The organism is Gemmobacter caeni (assembly GCF_003054195.1).
Taxonomy (GTDB): Bacteria; Pseudomonadota; Alphaproteobacteria; order Rhodobacterales; family Rhodobacteraceae; genus Gemmobacter; species Gemmobacter caeni.
In genome coordinates, this window is sequence record NZ_QBKP01000019.1 from 1 (window position 1) to 22,733 (window position 22,733).

Annotated in this window: 21 protein-coding genes and 1 pseudogene; 13 read left to right on the forward strand and 9 right to left on the reverse strand. The window is 63.0% G+C overall.

Features of this window, described 5'->3' with window-relative positions:
• Positions 1-103: 103 nt before the first annotated feature.
• Together C8N34_RS21065 and C8N34_RS21070 are read left to right on the forward strand one after the other, a co-directional pair.
• Complete coding sequence (locus C8N34_RS21065) at positions 104-520, forward strand: hypothetical protein (protein ID WP_145693820.1); 417 nt, start codon at positions 104-106, stop codon at positions 518-520.
• 102 nt (positions 521-622) lie between these two features.
• The gene (locus C8N34_RS21070; protein ID WP_244910753.1) at positions 623-1,276 is read left to right on the forward strand and encodes an ABC transporter permease; all 654 of its coding nucleotides are present in this window, start codon (positions 623-625) and stop codon (positions 1,274-1,276) included.
• A gap of 2,259 nt (positions 1,277-3,535) precedes the next feature.
• Here the strand turns inward: C8N34_RS21070 and C8N34_RS26690 are convergent.
• Positions 3,536-4,099: a hypothetical protein gene (locus C8N34_RS26690; RefSeq protein ID WP_199750739.1), complete on the reverse strand. Its 564-nt coding sequence runs from the start codon at positions 4,097-4,099 to the stop codon at positions 3,536-3,538.
• Between the two features lie 334 nt (positions 4,100-4,433).
• Between C8N34_RS26690 and C8N34_RS21080 the strand changes: the two are divergent.
• From C8N34_RS21080 to cysE, 6 genes and pseudogenes are all read left to right on the forward strand, one after another.
• Positions 4,434-4,589, forward strand: a pseudogene (locus C8N34_RS21080) (ATP-binding protein); the annotation flags it as partial.
• Positions 4,590-4,690: 101 nt separating this feature from the next.
• Positions 4,691-5,866, forward strand: a complete 1,176-nt coding sequence (locus tag C8N34_RS21085; protein WP_108130392.1) for a phage portal protein — start codon at positions 4,691-4,693, stop codon at positions 5,864-5,866.
• Positions 5,863-6,063, forward strand: coding sequence for a GTA head formation protein, RCAP_rcc01685 family (locus C8N34_RS21090; RefSeq protein WP_108130393.1), 201 nt, complete (start codon positions 5,863-5,865; stop codon positions 6,061-6,063). The genes C8N34_RS21085 and C8N34_RS21090 overlap by 4 nt, the downstream gene beginning before the upstream one ends.
• Positions 6,005-7,978: a baseplate megatron protein TIM-barrel domain-containing protein gene (locus tag C8N34_RS21095; RefSeq protein ID WP_108130394.1), complete on the forward strand. Its 1,974-nt coding sequence runs from the start codon at positions 6,005-6,007 to the stop codon at positions 7,976-7,978. The genes C8N34_RS21090 and C8N34_RS21095 overlap by 59 nt, the downstream gene beginning before the upstream one ends.
• Positions 7,978-8,271 carry a DUF7742 family protein gene (locus C8N34_RS21100; protein WP_054304649.1) on the forward strand — a complete coding sequence of 98 codons (294 nt, stop codon included), beginning with the start codon at positions 7,978-7,980 and terminating at the stop codon, positions 8,269-8,271. Before C8N34_RS21095 ends, C8N34_RS21100 begins: the two co-directional genes overlap by 1 nt.
• 63 nt (positions 8,272-8,334) lie before the next feature.
• Positions 8,335-9,147, forward strand: a complete 813-nt coding sequence (cysE, locus tag C8N34_RS21105; RefSeq protein WP_054304651.1) for a serine O-acetyltransferase — start codon at positions 8,335-8,337, stop codon at positions 9,145-9,147.
• 69 nt (positions 9,148-9,216) lie between these two features.
• Here the strand turns inward: cysE and C8N34_RS21110 are convergent, their stop codons facing one another.
• The 4 genes from C8N34_RS21110 to C8N34_RS21125 form a co-directional block, all read right to left on the reverse strand.
• A complete protein-coding gene (locus C8N34_RS21110) occupies positions 9,217-10,518 on the reverse strand; it encodes a pyruvate dehydrogenase complex dihydrolipoamide acetyltransferase (RefSeq protein ID WP_108130395.1) in 1,302 nt (433 codons plus the stop codon).
• A gap of 8 nt (positions 10,519-10,526) precedes the next feature.
• Positions 10,527-11,906: a pyruvate dehydrogenase complex E1 component subunit beta gene (locus C8N34_RS21115; RefSeq protein WP_108130396.1), complete on the reverse strand. Its 1,380-nt coding sequence runs from the start codon at positions 11,904-11,906 to the stop codon at positions 10,527-10,529.
• 12 nt (positions 11,907-11,918) lie between these two features.
• Positions 11,919-12,908 carry a pyruvate dehydrogenase (acetyl-transferring) E1 component subunit alpha gene (gene pdhA / locus C8N34_RS21120; protein ID WP_108130397.1) on the reverse strand — a complete coding sequence of 330 codons (990 nt, stop codon included), beginning with the start codon at positions 12,906-12,908 and terminating at the stop codon, positions 11,919-11,921.
• A 266-nt stretch (positions 12,909-13,174) separates the two neighbouring features.
• The gene (locus C8N34_RS21125) at positions 13,175-13,471 is read right to left on the reverse strand and encodes an FtsB family cell division protein (RefSeq protein ID WP_054300992.1); all 297 of its coding nucleotides are present in this window, start codon (positions 13,469-13,471) and stop codon (positions 13,175-13,177) included.
• A gap of 330 nt (positions 13,472-13,801) precedes the next feature.
• Between C8N34_RS21125 and C8N34_RS21130 the strand changes: the two genes are divergently transcribed.
• Positions 13,802-14,677, forward strand: coding sequence for a calcium-binding protein (locus C8N34_RS21130; RefSeq protein WP_108130398.1), 876 nt, complete (start codon positions 13,802-13,804; stop codon positions 14,675-14,677).
• Between the two features lie 51 nt (positions 14,678-14,728).
• On the opposite strand, the gene C8N34_RS27190 is transcribed toward C8N34_RS21130, so the two are convergent.
• Both C8N34_RS27190 and C8N34_RS21140 read right to left on the reverse strand, forming a co-directional pair.
• Positions 14,729-15,805 (reverse strand): calcium-binding protein, encoded by a 1,077-nt coding sequence (locus C8N34_RS27190; protein WP_108130399.1) that lies wholly within the window; start codon positions 15,803-15,805, stop codon positions 14,729-14,731.
• A gap of 121 nt (positions 15,806-15,926) precedes the next feature.
• Complete coding sequence (locus C8N34_RS21140) at positions 15,927-17,114, reverse strand: phosphoglycerate kinase (RefSeq protein ID WP_108130400.1); 1,188 nt, start codon at positions 17,112-17,114, stop codon at positions 15,927-15,929.
• A gap of 134 nt (positions 17,115-17,248) precedes the next feature.
• Here C8N34_RS21140 and C8N34_RS21145 point away from each other — a divergent pair, with 134 nt between their 5' ends.
• The 3 genes from C8N34_RS21145 (at position 17,249) to C8N34_RS21155 (ending at position 19,364) form a co-directional block, all read left to right on the forward strand.
• Positions 17,249-17,758, forward strand: coding sequence for a peptidylprolyl isomerase (locus tag C8N34_RS21145; RefSeq protein ID WP_054300988.1), 510 nt, complete (start codon positions 17,249-17,251; stop codon positions 17,756-17,758).
• The gene (locus tag C8N34_RS21150; RefSeq protein ID WP_108130401.1) at positions 17,748-18,311 is read left to right on the forward strand and encodes a peptidylprolyl isomerase; all 564 of its coding nucleotides are present in this window, start codon (positions 17,748-17,750) and stop codon (positions 18,309-18,311) included. The genes C8N34_RS21145 and C8N34_RS21150 overlap by 11 nt, the downstream gene beginning before the upstream one ends.
• Positions 18,312-18,488: 177 nt before the next feature.
• Positions 18,489-19,364, forward strand: coding sequence for a calcium-binding protein (locus tag C8N34_RS21155; RefSeq protein ID WP_158640767.1), 876 nt, complete (start codon positions 18,489-18,491; stop codon positions 19,362-19,364).
• A 48-nt stretch (positions 19,365-19,412) separates the two neighbouring features.
• Here the strand turns inward: C8N34_RS21155 and tyrS are convergent, their stop codons facing one another.
• The gene (gene tyrS, locus C8N34_RS21160; RefSeq protein WP_108130403.1) at positions 19,413-20,663 is read right to left on the reverse strand and encodes a tyrosine--tRNA ligase; all 1,251 of its coding nucleotides are present in this window, start codon (positions 20,661-20,663) and stop codon (positions 19,413-19,415) included.
• Between the two features lie 63 nt (positions 20,664-20,726).
• On the opposite strand from tyrS, the gene C8N34_RS21165 reads away from it, so the two are divergent.
• Positions 20,727-21,830, forward strand: a complete 1,104-nt coding sequence (locus C8N34_RS21165; protein ID WP_054300984.1) for an anhydro-N-acetylmuramic acid kinase — start codon at positions 20,727-20,729, stop codon at positions 21,828-21,830.
• A gap of 9 nt (positions 21,831-21,839) precedes the next feature.
• Here C8N34_RS21165 and rarD read toward each other — a convergent pair whose 3' ends face one another.
• The gene (rarD, locus tag C8N34_RS21170; RefSeq protein ID WP_054300983.1) at positions 21,840-22,730 is read right to left on the reverse strand and encodes an EamA family transporter RarD; all 891 of its coding nucleotides are present in this window, start codon (positions 22,728-22,730) and stop codon (positions 21,840-21,842) included.
• Positions 22,731-22,733 lie beyond the last annotated feature (3 nt).

The following is a 22,733-nucleotide window of genomic DNA, read 5'->3' on the forward strand; positions in this document are numbered from 1 at the left end:
CGACCGCAGGTGCCGCTTGCGGCAGAAAATCCTTGTCTAGCGCTCGGATACAGGCGATCTTCACCTCAAACGACACGCCACTTGGGGAATGCAGGCTGAAGGGTTGCCGAATCCGTTCACCGACAATTCCATCGGTGCGGCGGTGAAGTTTGATGTCGATAAATCGGGCGCGCGTTACTACGTCGTCAGCTCGCTGTTCGACGTGATGGTCACCTACCGGCTGGACGATCTGCGCGCCGCCGTACGCGCAGTACAACTGGCCGAAGAAAAGCATGCGGACAGCGACAATGCCGAGGCCAAGGCGCTGATCGCCGAGGCGCGCAAGCTGATCGAGGCCATGCCGATCACCGAGGAACAAAGCCTCGACCCGGCCTTTGCAGGCGCCTTCACCAAAGTCCGCAAGGAACAGGGCGACGAGATCGGCCAGCGCCAGGCCGAGCTTGAACAACAATGGGATGCGATGGTCGTGGCCAATTACGCCAAGGCCCGTGAACTGGCGGAAAAAGCCGCCGGCATGTGATGCCCGAACCGGCGCCGCGGAAAGTAGGGCCCCGCGGCGCCCGTCAGCGTGGTGCGGCCGCCCCCGGCGGCACCACGCACCCTTTCCAGCAGGACCACCCCCATGAGCCACAGACCCGCCACGGGCACGGGACGGCAGACGCTTGCCGACCGGCTTCCCACCTTCCTGTTTCCGCGCCTCAGCCCCATCGCGCTGACCGGCGTCTTCCTCGCCATCTTCCTGATCGGTTTCCTGATCTTCCCGGTGCTTCAGGTCATCCATGTCGCCTTCCAGAACCCGGCGACCGGCGCGCTGACGCTTCAGAATTTCGGTGATTTCTTCGCCACGGCGCTGTTCCGCGAGAGCTTTGTCAATTCCTTCTACGTCTCGGCCATGTCGGTGGTGGTGGCGACGGTGATCGCGCTGCCGCTGGCCTATATCACCACGCGGTTCAACTTCGGCGGCTCGGCCCTGATCCAGAGCCTTGGCTTCATCCCGCTGATCATGCCGCCCTTCGTCGGCGCGGTGGCGATGCAGCTGATCTTCGGGCGCAATGGCACGATCAATCTGCTGCTGCGGCAGCACCTGGGCTTTACCATTCCCTTCATGGAGGGGCTGAACGGTGTGACCCTCGTGCAGTCGATCCATTACTTCCCCTTCATCCTGATCAACCTGTCGGCCAGCCTGCGCAACATTGACCGTTCGATGGAAGAAGCGGCGCAAAACCTTGGCGCGCACGGGCTGCGGCTGTTCCGCCGCGTGGTGTTTCCGCTCTAGTAGCTCTCTCGACAGCTGAGTGTCATGGATAGCAACCCCCTCGATGAAGCCTCCAATGACCGAAAAGTCATGGTTCGAATCGGATGACCTAGCGAGGTGTTCGAGTAAATCTCTCCAACACTCACGATGGTTGAGGGCTCCCTTCGCAAGGCCGACCCCGAAGGCCTTGCGATAACTCATATGTTCACTAGAGAAAATCTCGGAACCCAATTCTTCAAGTTGATGTTCTGACGCTGCGAAGCTCGCGCCTAAGTCCGAAGCCTTGGCTACTAGCCGCTCGAAAGCATTGCTATATTTTTGGTCGCTGCTATCGTCGAAATCATCATCAAGCGTCCAGCAGTCATGCCTTTTATCCAGAACATATGTTTTGATCTTTGCGATCAGGTTACGAGGCTCCAAGTCCCGGTTTAAATCGGCGAGGCATTGAGGAAGCGGCTCGGGCTCAAGTTCGTCCTTCTGCCTAGTATGATCGAAATAGATTACAGACCGGACGGCTTTCCAACCTTCAACCCATGACTGGTGATCATTGATTTTTCTTGCTGCTTCGATCAACTGGTCACGTATTGCCTCATCGCGCCACAACCCACGAAACTTGTTGGCCAGAGCTAACCGTGCTCGGCCTTTGAGGTCATTGTCATCTGAATTTGCAAGTCGCACAGCCAGACCAATAAAGGCATTGCGCCACTCGACAAGTTGATCATGATCTGGTCGATAACCGTAGTCCCTTGGACGCGCCCCGAACTCATTGAGCCCGCGGCTAGTCCAAGGGGGGCCATCCAGTGCGCTTGAGAGCAATTTGCTTCCCAAAGAACGCCGCGCCAAATCATGAGCACTCAAGCACTTCTCAACAATGGCAAGGCGCTGTTGCAATGAAGCGTGCGTGCCGGATAGATAGGGTTGGAAGAACTCTGCAATCTTGTTCCTGACGGCATCATAGTTGTTGTTTTCGTCTTCATGGTCTGCAATGTGGAGCAAAAGCGACATGCAGCGATCAAACGCATTTGGTTCATATGCCAAGGAGCGAAGCAGATTGAGGATAGTGGTTCTTCGAGGGTTATATTTCGGCTCTAGGCCCCGGAAATCTGGAACCATAAGCTCGGCTTCGATCCGGTCTAGCAGCATATCTGGCGCGACGGGGCCGACATAACCGAGTATTTTCGATCCGTTGTCATCAAGGTCCAAGATACTCCCTAAGAGGCTGTCAGGCTGGAGCCATGATTTGACAATTTTCTCTGCCACAGGATGATCGTGCATAAGGCCAAGCCTGTGTGCGAACGACACAAGAAGCCGACTGTTCCCGGGCGCTTCAAACGTCGATCTCAGAGTGTCAACAGGAATGCTTTCAAGCGCCGAACCAGCAAGCCTGTTGGCAACAGCATGCGGAAGGATTGCCCTCCAATGCGCTCTCTTTTGCACTACATGGCGCTCTGCAAGCTTCGTCACAGTTCGATACAATTGCGCCCTCGAGTGGCCTGAAAGTGTGCCCATGATATCCAACTCATTCTGACCGACCTCGGGATCAGACACTGAGAAGGAATATACTAGAGCAAGTGTTTCGGCCTGTTCGCGCAGATCGCCATCTTGCCCTTTCCGCTGTTGGAAAATTCGGTCAAACAAGTCGGCGGCTGTTAGCTGAGCAAGGCTTTCGCCGTGTTCAACCTGCTCTGCGATGGCCAAGGCTACTCTGGCATTTCCATCAGCAAATTCAGCTACCTTTCGTGCGTTTCCCTGGCCGATTTCTGGAAACCGTCGCAACAATAGCTCCTCGGCAACGTCTGGTCCGTGAGCTTCGATGTGAATGACCTCTGTGGTCTGTGGCTTGTTGTCCCTGATATCATATTCAACTGTGATCAGGCTGACATCACCACTTCCAGCCGACACCTTGCTTGCTAATGCAGAGTGCAGATCGGAACGGCAGTTATCGAGGACCATCACCGCCCGACGCCCTTCAGCAATCAGCCGATCCAGCATCGCGGATGCTGAAGGGTCTGGGGCCTCTCCGGTGTCGACGTAGACGGCAATCGTTCTGTCGAGAGGGTCGCTTCCCACGTTTTCTTCGAAGAGTGCTTGAACAATCCTTGTCTTTCCGACACCGGAAAGTCCCGTGACGCGGATTGCCTTGTTCGATGTGCGTATGAGACGACGCATTGGTTCGATGGCGTCTTCGATTGAAAACTTTTGGTCACGTTCCGTCGGCAGGTGGACAATAACACCCGGGGCCGAGATGAGCGTGTCCTGTGACCCTTTCGGTGGGTTGCTCTAGGCTCCATATGGTTGCCAACCCGAATAGCCTTGGCCGAGTTTGCCTTTCACCCAGAGCAGAACCGATGCGTGCTGTCGTATCCACTGAGCCAGTTTCGAGCGGTCAAAGAAGTCCAAGTGGATCTGGTCTTTGTTCGGATCATTTGCGACAGCTGCCCGCATCGCATCAAGGCGATCCTTCTTCATGGGCGGTGAGCAATCGTCAGCAAGGCTCACCATGATATAGCTGCCGCCGATCTTCGCTTGGTTTGAGATGGCTGCATTGAGTTTGCCATCCTTCTGCATCTCTTTTGAGATTGCAGATTTTGGCATCGTGTCCTTCTTGGATTGGAGGATCGTGTTTGGGCGACTGAGGAAGCCTGTGTCCAGTTCGGGAGTATTTACTTGCACATGGATGTCAATGCCCTCGTCAGGCGCCTTGATCGAGCCCGACCAACTGACACCTGCTGGACTATGCCCATGTGTAGCAATCTCTGCTTCGGCCAACCTTGCAATCAACTCTTCCAGAAGAGCGTCAGACAGCCGAAGCAAGTCATCCTTTTCGATATCGAAAATCGCCATCGCAACACCTTAGCGCACTATATTCCCCATCAATATGGCCGAACGCTCAATACTTGGGAACATCGCGGCCGCAAGCATGTAGCTATGTCTCCACTTGACTTGCCACGACATCAATGTCGACGTTTTCAACGTTTACTATGTCGGCTACGGCCTGCCGATCCTCGGCGATTACGAGGGCCATGCCTGGATCAGGTATTACGACGGCAGCCAGACCGCCGCCGATCCGATGCTGCTGGCCAGATATGGCACGCATCCTGACCGGCCCTGGACCGCCGATATGGTCGGCACCGGCCTCTGCTATGCGATCCTGACCTTCTATTATGACCGCGAGGCCATGGCGCAGGTGGAGGATCAGATGTGCCGGATGACGGCGCGGGGGTATGAAGGCCGTGGCTCGCCCGACCGGGTGGACGCGCTGGTCTGGGCGCTGACCGCGCTGATGGTGGAGCCTGCGCAGCGGCAGGCCAGCCCGCAGGTGCGGCGGCTGTAGGCGCCTCCGGCGGGAGTATTTGGACAAGAAGCAAGAGGCTCCGGGTCTCGCGCGCTGGCGTGCGGGCATGGTGGGCTGTTGCCCGGATGAAGGAGAGCGGGATGGTGTTCGATTTCCTGCGGCGCGCCGAAAGGGTGGCGCCGGAGCAGAAAGCCTCGGCCACGGGGCGGGTGGTGGCCTTCGGGCTTTCGGGCCGGTCGGTCTGGAGCGCGCGGGATACGGTGAGCCTTGTGCGCAACGGCTTTCAGGGCAATCCGGTGGGGTTTCGCGCGGTGAAGCTGATCGCCGAGGCGGCGGCGGCGCTGCCTCTGGTCTTGCAGGATGCCGAGCGGCGCTATGAGCAGCACCCGGTGCTGGATCTGGTGCGGCGGCCCAATCCGGCGCAGGGGCGGGCGGATCTGTTTGAGGCGGTCTATGCGCAGTTGCTGCTGTCGGGCAACGCCTATCTGGAGGCGGTGCCGGGCGCGGGGCGGATGCCGGGCGAATTGCATGTGCTGCGTTCCGACCGGATGAGCCTTGTGCCGGGGGCGGATGGCTGGCCTGTCGCCTATGACTATACAGTCGGCGGCCGGGTGCATCGGTTCGACATGACGGGGGAGGTGGTGCCGGTCTGCCATATCCGCAGCTTCCATCCGCAGGACGACCATTACGGTTTCGCGCCGATGCAGGCGGCGGCGGTGGCGCTGGATGTGCATTCGGCGGCGAGTGCCTGGTCGAAGGCGCTGCTGGACAATGCGGCGCGGCCCTCGGGGGCCATCGTCTACAAGGGGGGCGACGGGCAGGCGGTGCTGAGCCCCGATCAATATGACCGGCTGGTGACCGAGATCGAGGCGAACCATCAGGGCGCGCGCAATGCCGGGCGGCCGATGCTGCTGGAGGGCGGGCTGGACTGGAAGCCGATGGGGTTTTCGCCCAGCGACATGGAGTTCCAGAAGACCAAGGAGGCAGCGGCGCGGGAAATCGCAATCGCCTTCGGGGTGCCGCCCATGCTGATCGGGATTCCGGGCGACGCGACCTATGCGAATTATCAGGAGGCGAACCGCGCCTTCTATCGGCTGACGGTGCTGCCGCTGGTGGGCAAGGTCACGGCGGCGGTGTCGCATTGGCTGGCAGGCTTCACCGGCGAGGCGGTGGAGCTGCGCCCCGATCTGGATCAGGTGCCGGCGCTGGCGGTGGAGCGTGACCAGCAATGGGCGCGGGTCGGGGCGGCTGATTTCCTGACGCAGGCCGAAAAGCGGGCGATCCTGGGGCTGCCACGGCTGGTGGAGGAGGAATGAGCGGGCGCGAGCGGGCCTCGGGCGGGTCGCGCTATCTTTACGACAGTTTCGATGCGGCCGCGGCGCGGATCGAGGCGAACGAGCGGGTCGCGGAGGAGCGGTGGAGTGCGCTGGAATACCGGCTGACGCAGATCGACGGTGCGCTGGAGCGGCTGGAGCGGCGCATCTGGCTGTGCGGCCATCGACAAGGGCACTAACCAGCCGAACAAGTTTCTGGACCCGAAATCTTCGGAATCCGTGCTGCCGAAGTTTTCCACCGGGCGGCGCGACGATCTGATGCAGATGCACTATCTGCTGGCCTTTCATGAATACTGGACCGACCCGGATCATAACCCGCGCTCTGCGCTCTATGACGGGCCGATGCTTGATACGGCGCGGTCGCATGTCTGGGCCTGGGATGCACGGCCCTATCCGGCCTTTCCGGCGGTGGCGAGCGTCTGGAACGATGGTGGCAATTACGCGCGTGGCCACTGGATCACCGGGCGCATGGCCGGGCAGCGGCTTGCGGCAGTTGTGGCCGAGATTTGCGAGCGCGCAGGGCTGACGGATTTCGATGTCTCTGATCTGGTCGGCGTGGTGCGGGGCTTTTACCTGACCGAGATCGGATCGGCCCGCGCGGCCTTGCAACCGCTGATGCTGGCCTACGGGTTTGATGCGACGGATCAGGGCGGTAAGCTGGTGTTTCGCATGCGCGACGGGCAGATGGGGGCGGCATTCGCAACGGATCGCCTCGCGGTTTCGGCCGATCTGTCTGGGCCGGTGGAGACCAGCCGCAGCCCCGAGCCGGAGAGTGCCGGGCGGGTGATGCTGGGCTTTACCGAGGCCGATGGTGATTTTGCGTCGCGACAGGCGGGGGCCGTGGCGCCGGGGGATGCGGTGCCGACGGTGGCGCAATCCGATCTGCCGCTGGTTTTGACGCGGGCCGAGGGTGCTGCCATCGCCGAACGCTGGCTGGCCGAGGCGCAGGTGGCGCGCGATACCCTGCGTTTCGCACTGCCACGCTCGGCCATGGCGTTGCGCGTGGGCGAGGTCGCGCGGGTTGCTGGGGCAGACTACCGCATCGACCGGCTGGAACATGGTGATGTTCTGATGGCCGAAGGTGTGCGCACGGAACGCGGGATGTACCTGCCTGCGCCCCATGCCGAGGAAATTCCGGAGCCCCGTGCATATCTGGCGCCGCTGCCGGTTTATCCGGTGTTTCTCGACCTGCCGCTGCTGACAGGCTCTGAGGTTCCCGGGGCGCCGCATCTGGCTGTGGGCGGTCGGCCCTGGCCGGGAACGGTCGCGCTGTGGTCGGCGGCGGAGGATGCGGGCTATGCGCTGAACACCACTCTCAACCGGAGTGCCACAATCGGGCGGACCGAAACGGTGCTGGCGCGCGCGCCTGCCGGGCGCTGGGATCGCGGCGCGGGGTTGCGGGTGCGGCTGAGCTCGGGGCATCTGATTTCGGCCGGGCCGCGCAGGGTGCTGGGCGGGGCCAACGCCATGGCCATCGGTGATCCGGACAGCGGCAACTGGGAGGTGTTTCAGTTCACCGAAGCGCAGCTTGTGGCGCCGATGACCTACGAGCTGCGGATGCGGCTGCGCGGGCAGGCGGGCACCGACGGCGTGATGCCCGGTGAATGGCCCATCGGCAGCCAGATCGTTCTGCTGGACGGGGCGCTGGCGCAGATCGACCTGCCGCCCAGCCTGCGCGGGCTGGAGCGGCACTACCGGATTGGTGTCGCCGCACGGGGGTATGACCATCCGACGGTCACGCATCGGGTGGCGGCTTTCACGGGTGTGGGCCTGCGTCCCTATGCGCCCTGTCACCTGAAGGAGCAGCGACAGGCGGGGGATCTGGCGTTCACCTGGGTGCGCCGCAGCCGGATCGACGGGGACAGCTGGCAGGCCGCCGACGTGCCCATGGGGGAGGAGCGCGAGGATTACCTCGTGCAGCTCTGGCAAGGGGCGGTGCTTCTGCGTGAGGATCGTTGCTCGGCGCCCGGCTGGGTCTATACTGGCGCGATGCAATCTGCTGATGGCGCTACCGCCACGGTGCTGCTGCGTGTTGCGCAATTGTCCGCCAGTTTTGGTGCCGGACCCGCAGCAAGTCTGGAGGTTACGCTGTAGTGCGTGCGATTCTTCCCGGAGATCTGCATGCGGCCGCGCGGGCGCTGATGGCGCGGCCCCCTGCCGAATGGAGGCCGCTGGCCGACAGGCTGATTGCCGAAGCACATATGGCACATCGCATCGTCAAACGCCTTGGCCGGATGCATCCGGGCCTTGGTGACGGCAGCCTGATGTCGCGGGCCATGCTGTGCCCCTTGCGGCACGAGGCCCACCCCTCGGATCGCCTGTTTCTGGCGGCACTGACCCTGACGCTGGGCCGCTTGCTGCGCTGGTATGATCGCATGGACGGGTGACGTCTGGAATGCGGAGGAAAATCGCCTATAATGCCGTTCGAGATCTGAATGATGGAGTTCCCGATGGCAGAGACCCGAGCAAAGCTCACCCCGGTTGATCCGGTGTGGTCGCGTGTCTGCGAAGAGGCGCTGGCGGCGGTCGCGGCAGAACCGCTTCTGGGCGGGCTGGTTCATTCCAGCCTGCTGCACCATCCGACGATGGAACGTGCGCTCGCCTATCGGTTTTCGCTGAAACTCGCCAGCGGCGAGATGAGTGAACAGCTGCTGCGCGAGATCGCGGATACCGCCTATGCCGCCGATCCGGCGCTGGGGCAGGCGGCGCGGGCCGATCTGGTAGCGGTGTTCGACCGTGACCCCGCCTGCCATCGCTATTTGCAGCCCATGCTGTTCTTCAAGGGCTATCAGGCGGTGCAGGCCTATCGCGTGGGCCATTGGCTCTGGGGGCAGGGCCGGGCAGACATGGCCTATTTTGTGCAGATGCGGGTGTCCGAGGTCTTTGGCGTCGACATTCATCCCGCAGCCCGCATCGGGCGCGGCATCATGATCGACCACGCCCATTCCATCGTGATCGGTGAAACGGCAGTGGTGGGCGACAACGTATCCATGCTGCATTCCGTGACGCTGGGCGGGACGGGCAAGGAAGACGGCGACCGTCATCCCAAGATCGGCGACGGCGTGCTGATCGGGGCGGGAGCCAAGGTGCTGGGCAATATCAGCATCGGCCATTGCTCGCGCATCGCGGCGGGGTCGGTGGTGTTGCAGGACGTGCCGCCCTGCACGACCGTCGCAGGCGTTCCGGCCAAGGTGGTGGGGGAAGCGGGGTGTTCGCAGCCCGCCGTCAGCATGAACCAGATCCTGAAGGACTGCGACTGCTGAACCAGGTCGCAAGCGGAAACGAAAAGGCCCCGGATCGCTCCGGGGCCTTTTGCATTGCGGTGCTGGCTGTCAGGCCAGCATCATCATCGGGTTTTCGAGGTTCTCGATCAGCGCCTTGAGGAACTCGGCCCCCAGCGCGCCGTCGATCACGCGGTGATCCACCGAAAGCGTCATCGACATCATGGTGGCCACCACGATCTCTCCCGCCTTGTTGACCACCGGCTTCTTCACGCCCGCGCCGACCGCGAGGATCGAGCCATGCGGCGGGTTGATCACGGCGTCGAAATTCTCGACCCCCATCATCCCGAGGTTGGAAATCGCGAAGCTGCCACCCTGATATTCATGCGGGGCCAGCTTCTTCGATTTCGCCCGCGCCGCCAGATCCTTCATCTCGGCCGAAAGGGCCGACAGCGATTTCTTGTCGGCATCCTTCAGAACCGGGGTGAACAGACCGCCGTCGATGGCCACGGCCACCGCCACATCCGAGGGCTTCATCTTTAGGATGCGGTCGCCCGCCCAAACCGCATTGCAATCCGGCACCTTTTGCAGCGCCAGCGCCGAGGCCTTGATGATGAAGTCATTGACGCTCAGCTTCACCCCGCGTCCTTCCAGCGACTTGTTCAGCTGCTCGCGGAAGGCCATCAGCGTATCCAGCTGCACTTCGCGGCGCAGGTAGAAATGCGGGATGGTCTGCTTGGCTTCGGTCAGACGTGCGGCGATGGTGCGGCGCATCCCGTCCAGCGGCACTTCCTCGTAGGCGCGATCTGCATAAAGCTTCTTCACCGCATCCGCCGAAGGCGCTGCCGGCGCAGCAGCCGGGGCCGGGGCCGCCGCAGCGGCAGGTGTCGCAGCCGCAGCCGGGGCGGCAGCTTTCGGGGCTGCCGCGGCACCTTCCACATCCGCCTTGACGATCCGGCCATGCGGGCCGGACCCCTTGACCGCGCTCAGGTCCAGACCCTTTTCCGCAGCGATGCGACGGGCCAGCGGCGAGGCAAACACCCGCGCGCCGCCAGAAGCGACCGGCGCCGCAGGGGCTGGGGCCGCAGCAGGCGCAGCTGCCGCCGGAGCCGCCGCAGGCGCGGCGCTTTCCGCCTTGGGCGCAGGCGCCGCAGCGGCCGAGGCATCCTCGCCTTCTTCCAGCAGCACGGCGATGGGGGTGTTCACCTTCACCCCCGCGCTGCCTTCCGCGATCAGGATCTTGCCGATCACGCCTTCATCCACGGCCTCGAATTCCATCGTGGCCTTGTCGGTTTCGATCTCGGCGAGCACCTGACCGGATTTCACCTCGTCGCCTTCCTTCACCAGCCATTTGGCCAGCGTGCCCTCTTCCATCGTGGGCGAAAGGGCGGGCATCAGAACTTGAATGGCCATCTCACACCTCAGCGATAGCAGACGGATTTCACGGCTTCGACCACTTCGGCGGTCGTCACCAGTGCGAGCTTCTCAAGGTTGGCCGCATAGGGCATCGGCACATCCTTGCCGCAGAGGTTGATCACCGGCGCGTCCAGATAGTCAAACGCGCGCTGCATGATCACCGCCGAGATGTGGTTGCCGATGGAGCCGACAGGGAAGCCTTCCTCGACCGTGACGCAGCGGTTGGTCTTCATCACCGAAGCCAGCACCGTGTCATAGTCGATGGGGCGCAGCGTGCGCAGGTCGATCACTTCGGCGCTGATGCCCTCGGCCGCCAGCTTGTCGGCGGCCTCCAGCGCATAGGTCATGCCGATGCCGAAGCTGACGATGGTGACATCCGTGCCTTCGCGCCAGATCCTGGCCTTGCCGAAGGGAATGGTGAAATCCTCGACATCCGGCACTTCGAAGGACTTGCCGTATAGGATTTCGTTTTCAAGGAACACCACCGGGTTCGGATCACGGATTGCCTGTTTCAGCAGACCTTTCGCATCGGCCGCCGAATAGGGCATCACCACCTTCATGCCGGGGATTGCCGCATACCATGCCGCGTAATCCTGGCTGTGCTGTGCTGCGACCCGTGCCGCCGCGCCATTCGGACCCCGGAACACGATGGGACAGCCCAGCTGCCCGCCGGACATGTAGTTCGTCTTGGCGGCCGAGTTGATCAGGTGGTCAATCGCCTGCATGGCGAAGTTGAAGGTCATGAACTCGACAATCGGGTTCAGACCGCCCCAGGCCGCGCCGACGGCGATACCCGCAAAGCCGTGTTCGGTGATCGGCGTGTCAATCACGCGCTTGGGGCCGAACTCATCCAGCAGACCCTGGCTGATCTTGTAGGCGCCCTGATATTCACCGACTTCCTCGCCCATCAGGAACACCGCATCACTGCGGCGCATTTCCTCGGCCATGGCCTCGCGCAGGGCCTCGCGCACGGTCATGGTTTTCACCGGCGTGCCCTCGGCCCAGTCGGGCGAGGCCTTGGACACCACGGCCACCGGCGCGGCAGCGACGGGGGCAGCTTTCGGTGCAGCCTCGGGCGCGGCGGCGGGGGCTGCCTCGGCTGCGGCGGGGGCAGGGGCCGCGACGGCGGCATCCGCGCTTTCGCCTTCCTCGACCAGCACCGCGATGGGCGTGTTCACCTTCACGCCCGCCGTGCCTTCGGCCACCAGCAGCTTGCCGATGATGCCTTCATCCACCGCCTCGAATTCCATGGTGGCCTTGTCGGTTTCGATCTCGGCGAGGATCTGGCCGGATTTGACCGTATCGCCTTCCTTCACCAGCCATTTGGCCAGCGTGCCTTCCTCCATGGTCGGAGAAAGCGCGGGCATAAGAACTTGCGTAGCCATCTTTCCCCTCCCTTATGCGTAGATATCCGTCCACAGCTCGTCGAGCGGCGGTTCGGGGCTGTCTTTCGAGAATTCGGCCGCCTCGTTCACGATGGCCTTGATCTCTTTGTCGATGGCTTTCAGCTCATCATCCGATGCAAGGCCGCCCTGGGTCAGCAGGTCGCGGACATGCTCGATGCAGTCCTTCTCGGTCTTGATCTTCTCGACCTCCTCGCGGGTCCGGTATTTCGCCGGGTCCGACATCGAATGGCCGCGATAGCGGTAGGTCATCATTTCAAGGATATATGGGCCCTTGCCCGCCCGGCAGTGTGCCACGGCCTTTTCGGCGGCTGCCTTCGCCGCCATCACATCCATGCCGTCGACCTGTTCGCCCGGAATGCCGTAAGCCTCGCCCCGGCCATAAAGCGTGACCGATTTGGTGGCGCGCTTCATGCTGGTGCCCATGGCATACTGGTTGTTCTCGATGACGAAGATCACCGGCAGGTTCCAGAGCTCGGCCATGTTGTAGGTCTCGTAGACCTGGCCCTGGTTCGCCGCACCATCGCCGAAATAGGTGAAGGTGACGTTGTCATTGCCCTTGTACCAGTCCGAGAAGGCAAGCCCGGCGCCCAGCGGCACCTGCGCGCCCACGATGCCATGCCCGCCGTAGAAGTGCTTCTCGCGGCTGAACATGTGCATCGAGCCGCCCTTGCCCTTGGAGTAGCCGCCAATGCGCCCGGTCAGTTCGGCCATCACGCCCTTCGGGTCCATGCCGCAGGCCAGCATATGTCCGTGGTCGCGATACGAGGTCAGGCGCTTGTCGCCTTCCTTGGCCGCGGCCTCCAGCCCGACGACCACCGCTTCCTGCCCGATATACAGGTGACAGAAGCCGCCGATCAGCCCCATCCCGTAAAGCTGCCCGGCCTTTTCCTCGAATCGGCGGATCAGCAGCATTTCACGGTAATATTTCAGAAGTTCCTCTTTTGAGACGTTGGGTCTCTCAGGTGCCTTCTTGGTGGCCATGCGGCTCCCTCCCATGTGGCAAAATAGTTCAGCATTAAACTATCTGCACAATATCGGAGAAATAAGGGGTCTGGCAAGTAAAACTCTCGCCGCGCCGCGGCGTGGACTTCCCTGCGCCCTTGCGCCGGCGGCGTCAGTTCGAGGGGTGAAAATGGCGAGGCGGGATCGGTGTGGCGGGACAGGGCGGTCTTCGGAAGGGCCTGCCGCCGCAGCGTCAGCGCAGGCAGGTGATGCCCGCCCCTTGGCCTTTAAATTTCGGCAAAGGCCTAGCGGATCACCAGCTCGTCGGCGCGGACATATCCCAGCACATCGCGCAGCTGCTCATCCAGCAGGTCGAGATCCAGATAGGCGTCGGACAAGCGCAGGGTGCGGTTCTGCAATTCGGCCAGTTCGGCGCGCAGCCGGTCACGTTCGGCAATCAGCGCCTCGGCCTCGGCATTGATCTGCACGCGGCGGAACACGCCGTAATCGCCCTGCACGGCGGCAAAGGTAAAATAGCCGCCCAGCGTCAGCGCCAGGGCGAAGATCATCAGGCTGCCAATGGAAGGGCGGTGCGCATTCATGGTCGATCTGCCTCGTCCCTCCTCGTTCGGCGGGAGGGTTTGGCCAATATGACACAGCCGAATCACTATGTGAATCGCCCCGGCCCGGTCCGTGCGTGACTGTTGCAAGTGGCCCACAGCACGGTCGATTCGGCCGTGCTGCGGGCGGATTGTTCCGGGTTTATTGCAGATCACGGGGCGGGGCTCGCGATTGTCGCGGAGCCGGCTGCGCGGTTCGGGAAGGCCGAGCAGAAACCGCGCGCTTCATCCCGGTTTTCTTGACCCGGCTGCAGCGGAGATTTAACGATTTGTTAAGTTTTCCGGCCAAGTGCCATTATTGGAGTTCAAGTTATGGTCACCCTTGCACCGACCAAATTCCTCGTGCGCGGACTGGATCTGTCGCGCTATGACGATGCCGCTTTCGGTACCCTCAACACCGCTGATCCTACGGATGTGTCGCTGCGTCTGGGCGGCAACCGGGTTGTGCTGGACGGCGACTACACGATCAACGGCGCCAATGATGCCACCGGCATCGTGACCGGCCTGGACCTTCAGGTGCTGGGCAATCCGGTGCTGCGCATCCGGGGGCTTGAACTGTCTGCTGCGGATCTGGTTGATGCGCTGGACGGGTCGAACGGTCTCGATGCTTTCCGCTTCCTGTTTGCGGATGGTGACGCGATGACCGGATCGGGCTTCCGCGATGTCCTGCGCGGTTTCGCCGGTGATGACACCCTTCGCGGCCTTCAGGGCAATGACTCGCTGCATGGCGGGTTCGGCCATGATCTGATTCAGGGCAATGCCGGTCTCGACAACCTTCGCGGCGATGCGGGCAACGATACGCTGTCGGGCGGCTTCGGGGCCGATACGCTGTCGGGCGGCAGGGGCAGCGATATGCTGATGGGCAATGGGGGCGATGATGTGCTGGACGGCGGGCGCGGCAATGACCGCCTGCGCGGCGGGGCCGGGGCGGATTCCTTCGTCTTCGGCACCCATAACGGCCAGGACGTGATCGGCGATATGACGGCCGATGATTCCATCTACATCGCAGCGGTGCGCTGGGAAGGGATGGAGAATGCACGCGACCTGCTGGATACCTATGCCGAGGTTCGGGGCGGCGATGTCGTCATCGACTTTGGGCGCGATTCCATCCGCGTGCTGAACTGGACCGATCTGGATACGCTGGCTGACCGGCTGCGTATGCTTGGCGACGAGATGCCGCTGGGCTGAGCCCACCGGCACCGGATTGATCGGCCCGCCGATCCGGCGGGCCGTTTGCTTTCAGGCGAAACCGAAGACGAAATGGGTTTCGTCCAGCGCTTCGGCGGTGGTGTGGAGCACGAAAGAGATGCGGCCCGCATCCCCGTCGGCAATATCCACCCTCCAGCCATTCGACACCTTGCGCAGCTGCCAGCCGTCTTCCAGCCCGGCGTCGCGGCCCTCCCAGTCCAGTCCGAACATGGTCAGTTCCACACGGTCTTTGGCCGCGTCGAAGTCACGGACATGGCCGGTGCCCGCATCGGTCATGGTGGGAAGCTGGTCATGCGAGGCAAAGACAAACATGTCGGACCCGGCGCCGCCATAGGCATTGTCCCCGCCCGAAACATACAGCCGGTCGTCGCCGCGCCCGCCGCGCAGCAGATCGGCGCCCTTTTCGCCATTCAGCGAATCGTCGCCACCCATCCCGAGCAGCGTGTCATTGCCGCCGCGCCCCATGATGAAATCATTCCCCGCGCCCCCCCGGTGGTTGTCAGCCTTGCGGGTTCCCGTCCAGTCCTCGCCAGCCTCGGTCGCGGCGGCCAGGCCGAAGTCCGGTTTGTCGATCAGCTGCACATTCTTGGTGGTCAGCGCGCCGGGCAGCACGTTCTTCACAAGGATTTTGTAGACATTGCCGCCCGCATCCTCGGCGGTGATCAGTGTATCCTTGCCCTTGCGCTGGAACGAGAAACCGTCCGACAGGTCGGCATCGCGATCCTTCCATTTGAAGTTGAAATTCGCCAGTTGCAGGATGTCGTGACTGGCGCCTTTCGCGGTGAAGTCGGTGATGACCGAGCTGTTCGAGGGCAGCCGCATGTCATATTTGATGCCCACCACTTCGAAGAAGTCGAAACCCGTGCCGCCGCTGAGCGTATCCGACCCCAGAATGGTCAGCGTGTCGTGCCCCGCACCGCCATAAAGCTTGTCGTTGCCACGGTTGCCGTCAAGGATGTCATTGCCGCCCGCGCCATACAGCGTGTCGTTGCCATCCATGCCGAAATACTGATCGACACCCTTGGTGCCGTTCTTCTTTTCGTTGCGGTCAGTGCCCTGCCAGACATTTGGAAAGGTGGGGAAATTGGGGAAGCCCGTAAGCGCCATGGCGATGCCTTGAATATGGATTCGAAAAAGGCCCCGCCGGTCTCCGGCAGGGCCTGTATGCAGTGCTGGCGCAGTCACCCCGATCCTGTCAATCACCTGAGCAGGGGAGGTGGCGGAGGCGTCACATCAGGGCGGCGACGCCGGGCAGCTCCTTGCCCTCCATCCATTCGAGGAAGGCGCCCCCGGCGGTGGAGATGAAGCTGAAGTCGCCCGCAGCCCCCGCCTTGTTCAGCGCCGCCACCGTATCGCCGCCCCCGGCCACCGACACCAGCTTGCCCGCCTTTGTCAGCGCGGCCACCGAACGCGCAGCGGCATTGGTCGCGGCATCGAAAGGCTCGATTTCAAAGGCGCCCAGCGGGCCGTTCCAGATCAGCGTCTTCGTATCCGCGAACACGGTCTCCAGCGCCGCCACCGTCGCGGGGCCCGCGTCGAGGATCATCGCATCGGCCGGGCAGGCATCGGTCGCGACGGTTTCATTCGCGGCACCCGCCTTGAATTCGCGTGCGACCACCACGTCCAGCGGCAGGTGGATGGTGCAGCCCGTCGCCCCGGCCTTGGCCATGATGGCGCGGGCGGTCTCGGCCATGTCGCGTTCGGCGAGGCTCTTGCCGACCTCGGTGCCCTTGGCCACGAGGAAGGTATTGGCCATGCCGCCGCCGATCACCAGATGATCGACCTTCGAGACAAGGTTGCCCAGCAGGTCAAGCTTGGTCGACACCTTGGCACCGCCCACCACCGCGACCACCGGCCGCACCGGCTTGCCAAGCGCGGATTCAAGCGCGCGCAGCTCCGCCTCCATCAACCGGCCCGCGGCGGAAGGCAGCAGATGCGCGATCCCGGCGGTGGAGGCATGCGCCCGGTGCGCGGCGGAAAAAGCGTCGTTCACATAGACATCGCCCAGTTCCGCCATGGCCCTGGCCAGATCGGCGTCATTCTTTTCCTCGCCGGCGTGGAAACGGGTGTTCTCCAGCAGCACTACATCGGCGGGGCTGGCGGCAGCAATGGCAGCCTTCGCCACATCGCCCATGCAATCGGCGCCAAAGACCACCTTGCAACCCAGAGCCTGCGCCAGTGCCTCCTGCACATGGCCAAGGCTCATTTCCGGCACGACCTTGCCCTTGGGCCGGTCAAAATGCGCCAGCAGAACGACCTTGCCACCCCGGGCCTGAATATCCTTCACCGTGGGCACGATCTTCTCGATCCGGGTCGCGTCGGTCACCACGCCGTTCTCCATCGGCACGTTGATGTCCACGCGGGTCAGCACGGTCTTGCCGGCCAGATCCATGTCGTCGAGTGTCTTCCAAGCCATCAGAGCCTCCTCGCAAGCGGTTGCCCTTCTTTCCGCCGAAGCGTGCGCCGCGTCAACCGATCACGCGGGTTTGCCCTTTCCCTTGCGCGCCCGCGCCATTACCTTGCGCCCCGGATAGAAGGAGACCGACCGAGATGGCCGAGATCAAAGACCCGGAAAACACCATCATCATGACGCTGAAGGACGGCGACGTGGTGATCGCACTGCTGCCCGATGTCGCGCCGAAGCACAGCGAGCGCATGAAGGAACTGGCCCGCGCCGGTGCCTATGACAACGTCTGCTTCCACCGTGTGATCGAGGGCTTCATGGCCCAGTCGGGCGATGTGGAAAACGGCAATATGGAAAACAACTTCAACCTGCGCCGCGCCGGGACGGGTGGTTCGGACCTTCCGGACCTTCCGGCCGAGTTTTCGAAGCTCCCGCATGACCGGGGCACGCTGGGCGCGGCACGGTCGCAGAACCCGAATTCGGCCAACAGCCAGTTCTTCATCAACTTCAAGGACAACCATTTCCTGAACGGCCAGTATACCGTTTACGGCCGGGTCATCTCGGGGATGGAACATGTCGACAAGATCATGCGTGGCGAGCCGCCGGCCAACCCGGACCGCATGATCAAGGTCGTGGTGGCTGCCGATGTCGCCTAAGGCCCTGATTGCGGCCCTGCTGCTGGCCGCCACCCCCGTTCTGGCCGAAACCGACGGGCCGGGCCCGAACCTCGTGATCGACGTCGATGGCCAGGCCAAGGGCGAGATCGTGGTGGACCTGCTGTCCGATGTGGCGCCCAAGCATGTGGCGCAGATCGTGGCGCTGGCCAAAGCGGGCGAATATGACGATGTGGTCTTCCACCGCGTCATTGACGGCTTCATGGCGCAGACCGGCGACGTGCAGTTCGGCAAGAACGGTGGCAGCGCACAGGCGGGTATGGGCGGCTCGAACCTGCCGGACCTTCCGGCCGAGTTCTCGTCGGTGCCGTTTGATCGCGGCGTTGTCGGCATGGCGCGGTCGATGGACCCGAATTCGGCCAACAGCCAGTTCTTCATCATGTTCGCCCCGGCGCCGCATCTGGACGGGCAATATACAGTCGTCGGCCGGGTGATCTCGGGCATGGATGTGGTGGATGCGATCCGCAAGGGTGACGGGCCGAACGGTTCGGTCAGCACCCCCGACCGCATGGTGAAAGTCACCGTCCAGGAGTGACACCACAGGAATCGTTGACGAAATCAGGCCCGCAGCCATAGGCTGCGGGCCAAGTCTTTCTGGAAAGGATTAGACATGCCTGTGATGCAGGGAATTTCAGGGCTTGCCCAGTTTGGTGCGTATTTGTCATCGGTTTATCAAGGTCTTACAATCACAGCCGCCTCCGCCGACCGTATCGTGGTCGAGAACCAGAACATCCGGGTGGTGTTCGCGGGGACGGATCTTTCCTGGACGTCGGAAGCGGATATCCTCAGCGACCTGACGGGTGGCACGCTCCAGTCCATTCGCTTTCTCGTGCCCTCCACGCTCAAGGCGCTGGGCAGCATCAGCAACCTCGGGCTGGTGATCGACACCGAGGAAGGGGGCGCCTTCGCCAACGCGTCCAGCCTGCGCACCGCCATTGCCAATATGGAATGGACGATCAAGGGCACGGCCAAGGCGGACGAGTTCTATCTTTCCGACACCAGCACCTTCCATATGGTCGCGCCGCTGACGCTCAAACTGCTTGCCGGGGCGGATTCCGCTCAGGGCGGGCTGGGCAATGATCGCATCCTCGCCGGTGGCGGCAACGATGTGATCTATGACAGCAAGGGCAACGACACGATTGACGGCGGGACCGGCAACGACCTGCTGGGCGGCGATCTTGGTGGCAACGACAGCATTACGGGCGGAACCGGCGCGGATACCATTGACGGCGGGCGCGGCGCCGACCGGCTCTATGGCAACAACGACAACGATTCCATTTCCGGTGGTTTCGGGAAGGACATCCTGTTTGGCGGCACCGGCAATGACACGCTCAACGGCGGCGCGGGGAATGACCGTCTGACCGGCGATGCGGGAGCGGATCATTTCGTGTTCACCGGCAATTTCGGACGCGACGTGGTTTCCAGCTTCCAGCGGGTGCAGGACAGGCTGGTGATCGAGGGCGATTACACGGTTTCGCACGCCAGGGGCGATACGATCCTGAAACTGGATGGCGGCACCATCATTCTCGACAATATCAACCTGACTGTCGCGCAGGTGGAAGCGGTCGTCGATCAGCTTCTGGTCTGAGAAAGATTTGCCCTGTCCCGAAATCTTCGGGGCAGGGCCTTTGGCAGCTCAGCTGAACGTCACCAGCGCGTGACGCTTCTTGCCGGCGGTCAGCTTCAGCGGCTCGGCGAAATCGGCCGCATGGAACTTGTGGCCCGCATCCAGCACCGGATCGTCATTCACACGGGCGCCGCCCTCGGCGATCAGGCGCTTGGCCTCTTTCCCCGAAGGCGCAAGCCCCGCACGCACGAAAAGCTGCGCTGCGGTGATGCCATCCGCCAGATCCGTGACATTCAGTGCCACCGTCGGCAGATCGGCCCCGATACCACCCTTTTCAAACACTTGGCGCGCGGTGGCTTCGGCGGCTTGTGCAGCCTCTGCCCCATGCAGCAGCGTTGTCACCTCATTGGCGAGGATGATTTTGGCGGCGTTGATTTCCGATCCGGCCAGCGCGCCCAGACGGGTGCATTCTTCCACCGGAAGATCGGTGTAAAGCTTCAGGAAGCGGCCCACATCGGCATCGGTGGTGTTGCGCCAGAACTGCCAGAATTCGTAAGGGCTCAGCATGTCGCCGCGCAGCCAGACCGCGCCGGAGGCCGACTTGCCCATCTTCTTGCCGTCCGAGGTGGTTAGCAGCGGCGAGGTCAGGCCATAGATCTCCTGATCCAGCACGCGGCGCGTCAGGTCGATGCCATTGACGATATTGCCCCACTGATCCGACCCGCCCATCTGCAACAGACAGCCGTAGCGGCGGTTCAGTTCCAGAAAATCATAGGCTTGCAGGATCATGTAGTTGAATTCGAGGAATGACAGCGATTGTTCCCGGTCCAGCCGCGATTTCACTGATTCAAAGCTCAGCATCCGGTTCACGCTGAAATGCCGCCCGATGTCGCGCAGGAAATCGAGGTAGTTCAGGTGGTCCAGCCACTCGGCATTGTTGAGCATGATGGTGCCGCCCGGCGCATCGGAATAATCCAGATAGCGGGCAAAGACCTGCTTCATCCCGGCGATGTTCTCGTCGATCTTTTCGGGGGTCAGCAGCGGGCGTTCATCGGCGCGGAACGAGGGGTCGCCCACCTTGGTGGTGCCGCCGCCCATCAGCGTGATCGGCTTGTGCCCGGTCTTTTGCAGCCAGCGCAGCATCATGATGTTCAGCAGGTGGCCGACATGCAGCGAGGCCGCCGTGGCGTCATAGCCGATATAGGCAGGCACCACCCCCTTGACCAGGGCTTCGTCCAGGCCCTGATAATCGGTGCAGTCGGCGAGATAGCCGCGCTCGATCATCACGCGCATGAAGTCGGATTTCGGGTGGTAGGTCATCGGACTCTCGTGTTTTATGACGCCGTGACGCGGTATAGCGGTGCAGGCGAACAAGGGGAAGCCATGTTGAAGGCGGGGCCGGTCTGGGCATTGGGGGCGATGTCGGGCACGTCGCTGGATGGCGTCGATGCGGCGCTGGTGCTGACGGATGGCGAACGCATTCTCGACTTTGGCGAAAGCGGCTATCGCCCCTATGACGAGGACGAACGCGCGGTGATCCGTGCGGCCCTTGGCCTCTGGCCCGGTGCGGCCGAAGTGGAGCCTGCGGCCGAGGTGGTGGAAACCGCCCATGCCGAATTGCTCAGCCAGTTCGGATCGGCGGCGCTGGTGGGGTTTCACGGGCAGACGCTGGCGCATGATCCGGGTGGTCTGGGCACGCATCAGGCCGGTGATGGCGCCGTACTGGCCGAGGTATTGGGTGTGCCGGTGGTCTGGGATTTCCGCAGCGCCGATGTGGCTTTGGGCGGGCAGGGGGCGCCGCTGGTGCCTTTCTTCCATTTCGCGCTGGCCCGTCATATCGGCGCGACCGAGCCGCTGGCCTTCCTGAACCTCGGGGGGGTCGGCAATGTCACATGGGTTGACCCCGCGCAGCCGGGGCCGGAGGCGGAGGGTGCCTGTCTCGCCTTCGATACCGGCCCGGCCAATGCACCGATTGACGATCTGGTGCAGGCCCGCACCGGCCAGCCGCGCGACGAGGGCGGTGTGCTCGCTGCCTCCGGTCGCTGGCAGCGGCAGATTGTCGATGGCTTCCTTGCGCATCGCTACTTCCTGCGAATGCCGCCCAAGTCTCTGGACCGAAACGATTTCCACGATCTGATCTCGGCTGTGGCGGAGCTGCCCGACGCCGATGCGGTGGCCACGCTGACCCGCGCGGCGGCAGCGGCGGTTGCGCGCGGGGCCGAACATTTCCCCCGGCCGGTGACGCGCCTTCTGGTTGGTGGAGGCGGGCGGCACAATGCCACGCTGATGGCCTATCTGGCCGAGCTGATGCCCGGTTGCGTGGTCGAGCCGGTCGAGGCCGCGGGTCTGGACGGTGACATGCTGGAGGCGCAGGCTTTCGCCTACCTTGCCGTGCGGGTGGCGCGCGGGCTGCCGACCTCGGGGCCTGCCACTACGGGCGTTCCGGCGCTGGTGGGCGGAGGCCGCATCTCGCGGCCCGGTGCCTAGGCCTGTTTCTCAGGCCAGCGCGCGCCGCGCGCGCATCATTCCGAAAGTATAGACTGCCAGCGCCGCCCAGATCATCGGGAAAGCCACGGCCTTGGCGGTGCTGAACGGTTCGTGAAACAGGAAGACCGCAACAAGGAAGATCATCGTCGGGCTGACATATTGCAGGATGCCGATGGTCGTCAGCCGCAGAAGCTTGGCCCCGTTGGCGTAAAGGATCAGCGGAACTGCCGTTACCAGCCCGGCCGAGGCCAGCATCAGTGAGTTCGTCAGATCGCCGCTGGCGAAGTGGCCCTGTCCGGTGATCGCCAGCCAGACGATCCAGGCCAGGGCGAAGGGCGACAGCAGCACCACCTCCAGCATGAAACCCTGATTGGGACCGATGGGCAGCTGTTTCTTGAACCAGGCATAGGCGGCCCAGCTCGCGGTCAGGCTCAGCGCAAGCAGGGGCAGGCGTCCGGCCTCCCACGTCAGCACCGCCACCGCGCAGGCTGCCAGCGCCAGCGCCGCCGTCTGCCAGCGGTTCAGCCGCTCGCCCAGCGTCGCGGCGCCAAGAAAGACGGTCACCAGCGGGTTGATGTAATAGCCAAGTGCCGCATCCAGCGTATGCCCGTTCTGGATCGCCCAGATATAGATGCCCCAGTTGATCGAGATGATCGTGGCGGTCAGCCCGCCCATCGCCAGCATACGCGGGCTGCGCAGCGCGGCGGTCAGATCCGCCGTGCGGCCCAGCCAGATCAGTACGGCACCCGCCACCGGCACCGACCAGATCACCCGATGCGCCAGCACCTCTGCGGCGGGCACATGAGACAGCGCCTTCATGTAGATGGGCAGGACGCCCCACAGCATGTAGGCGCCCAGAGCGAAGGCAAGGCCGCGCGGCGAGTCGGTATCGGTGTTCATGCT

Excerpts from the sequence above, each read along its gene's own strand:
- C8N34_RS21070 (WP_244910753.1), top strand. The coding sequence starts at position 623 with ATGAGCCACAGACCCGCCACGGGCACGGGACGGCAGACGCTTGCCGAC.
- C8N34_RS26690 (WP_199750739.1), bottom strand. The coding sequence starts at position 4,099 with ATGGCGATTTTCGATATCGAAAAGGATGACTTGCTTCGGCTGTCTGAC.
- C8N34_RS21085 (WP_108130392.1), top strand. The coding sequence starts at position 4,691 with ATGGTGTTCGATTTCCTGCGGCGCGCCGAAAGGGTGGCGCCGGAGCAG.
- C8N34_RS21090 (WP_108130393.1), top strand. The coding sequence starts at position 5,863 with ATGAGCGGGCGCGAGCGGGCCTCGGGCGGGTCGCGCTATCTTTACGAC.
- cysE (WP_054304651.1), top strand. The coding sequence starts at position 8,335 with ATGGCAGAGACCCGAGCAAAGCTCACCCCGGTTGATCCGGTGTGGTCG.
- C8N34_RS21110 (WP_108130395.1), bottom strand. The coding sequence starts at position 10,518 with ATGGCCATTCAAGTTCTGATGCCCGCCCTTTCGCCCACGATGGAAGAG.
- C8N34_RS21115 (WP_108130396.1), bottom strand. The coding sequence starts at position 11,906 with ATGGCTACGCAAGTTCTTATGCCCGCGCTTTCTCCGACCATGGAGGAA.
- pdhA (WP_108130397.1), bottom strand. The coding sequence starts at position 12,908 with ATGGCCACCAAGAAGGCACCTGAGAGACCCAACGTCTCAAAAGAGGAA.
- C8N34_RS21125 (WP_054300992.1), bottom strand. The coding sequence starts at position 13,471 with ATGAATGCGCACCGCCCTTCCATTGGCAGCCTGATGATCTTCGCCCTG.
- C8N34_RS21130 (WP_108130398.1), top strand. The coding sequence starts at position 13,802 with ATGGTCACCCTTGCACCGACCAAATTCCTCGTGCGCGGACTGGATCTG.
- C8N34_RS27190 (WP_108130399.1), bottom strand. The coding sequence starts at position 15,805 with ATGGCGCTTACGGGCTTCCCCAATTTCCCCACCTTTCCAAATGTCTGG.
- C8N34_RS21140 (WP_108130400.1), bottom strand. The coding sequence starts at position 17,114 with ATGGCTTGGAAGACACTCGACGACATGGATCTGGCCGGCAAGACCGTG.
- C8N34_RS21145 (WP_054300988.1), top strand. The coding sequence starts at position 17,249 with ATGGCCGAGATCAAAGACCCGGAAAACACCATCATCATGACGCTGAAG.
- C8N34_RS21150 (WP_108130401.1), top strand. The coding sequence starts at position 17,748 with ATGTCGCCTAAGGCCCTGATTGCGGCCCTGCTGCTGGCCGCCACCCCC.
- tyrS (WP_108130403.1), bottom strand. The coding sequence starts at position 20,663 with ATGACCTACCACCCGAAATCCGACTTCATGCGCGTGATGATCGAGCGC.
- C8N34_RS21165 (WP_054300984.1), top strand. The coding sequence starts at position 20,727 with ATGTTGAAGGCGGGGCCGGTCTGGGCATTGGGGGCGATGTCGGGCACG.
- rarD (WP_054300983.1), bottom strand. The coding sequence starts at position 22,730 with ATGAACACCGATACCGACTCGCCGCGCGGCCTTGCCTTCGCTCTGGGC.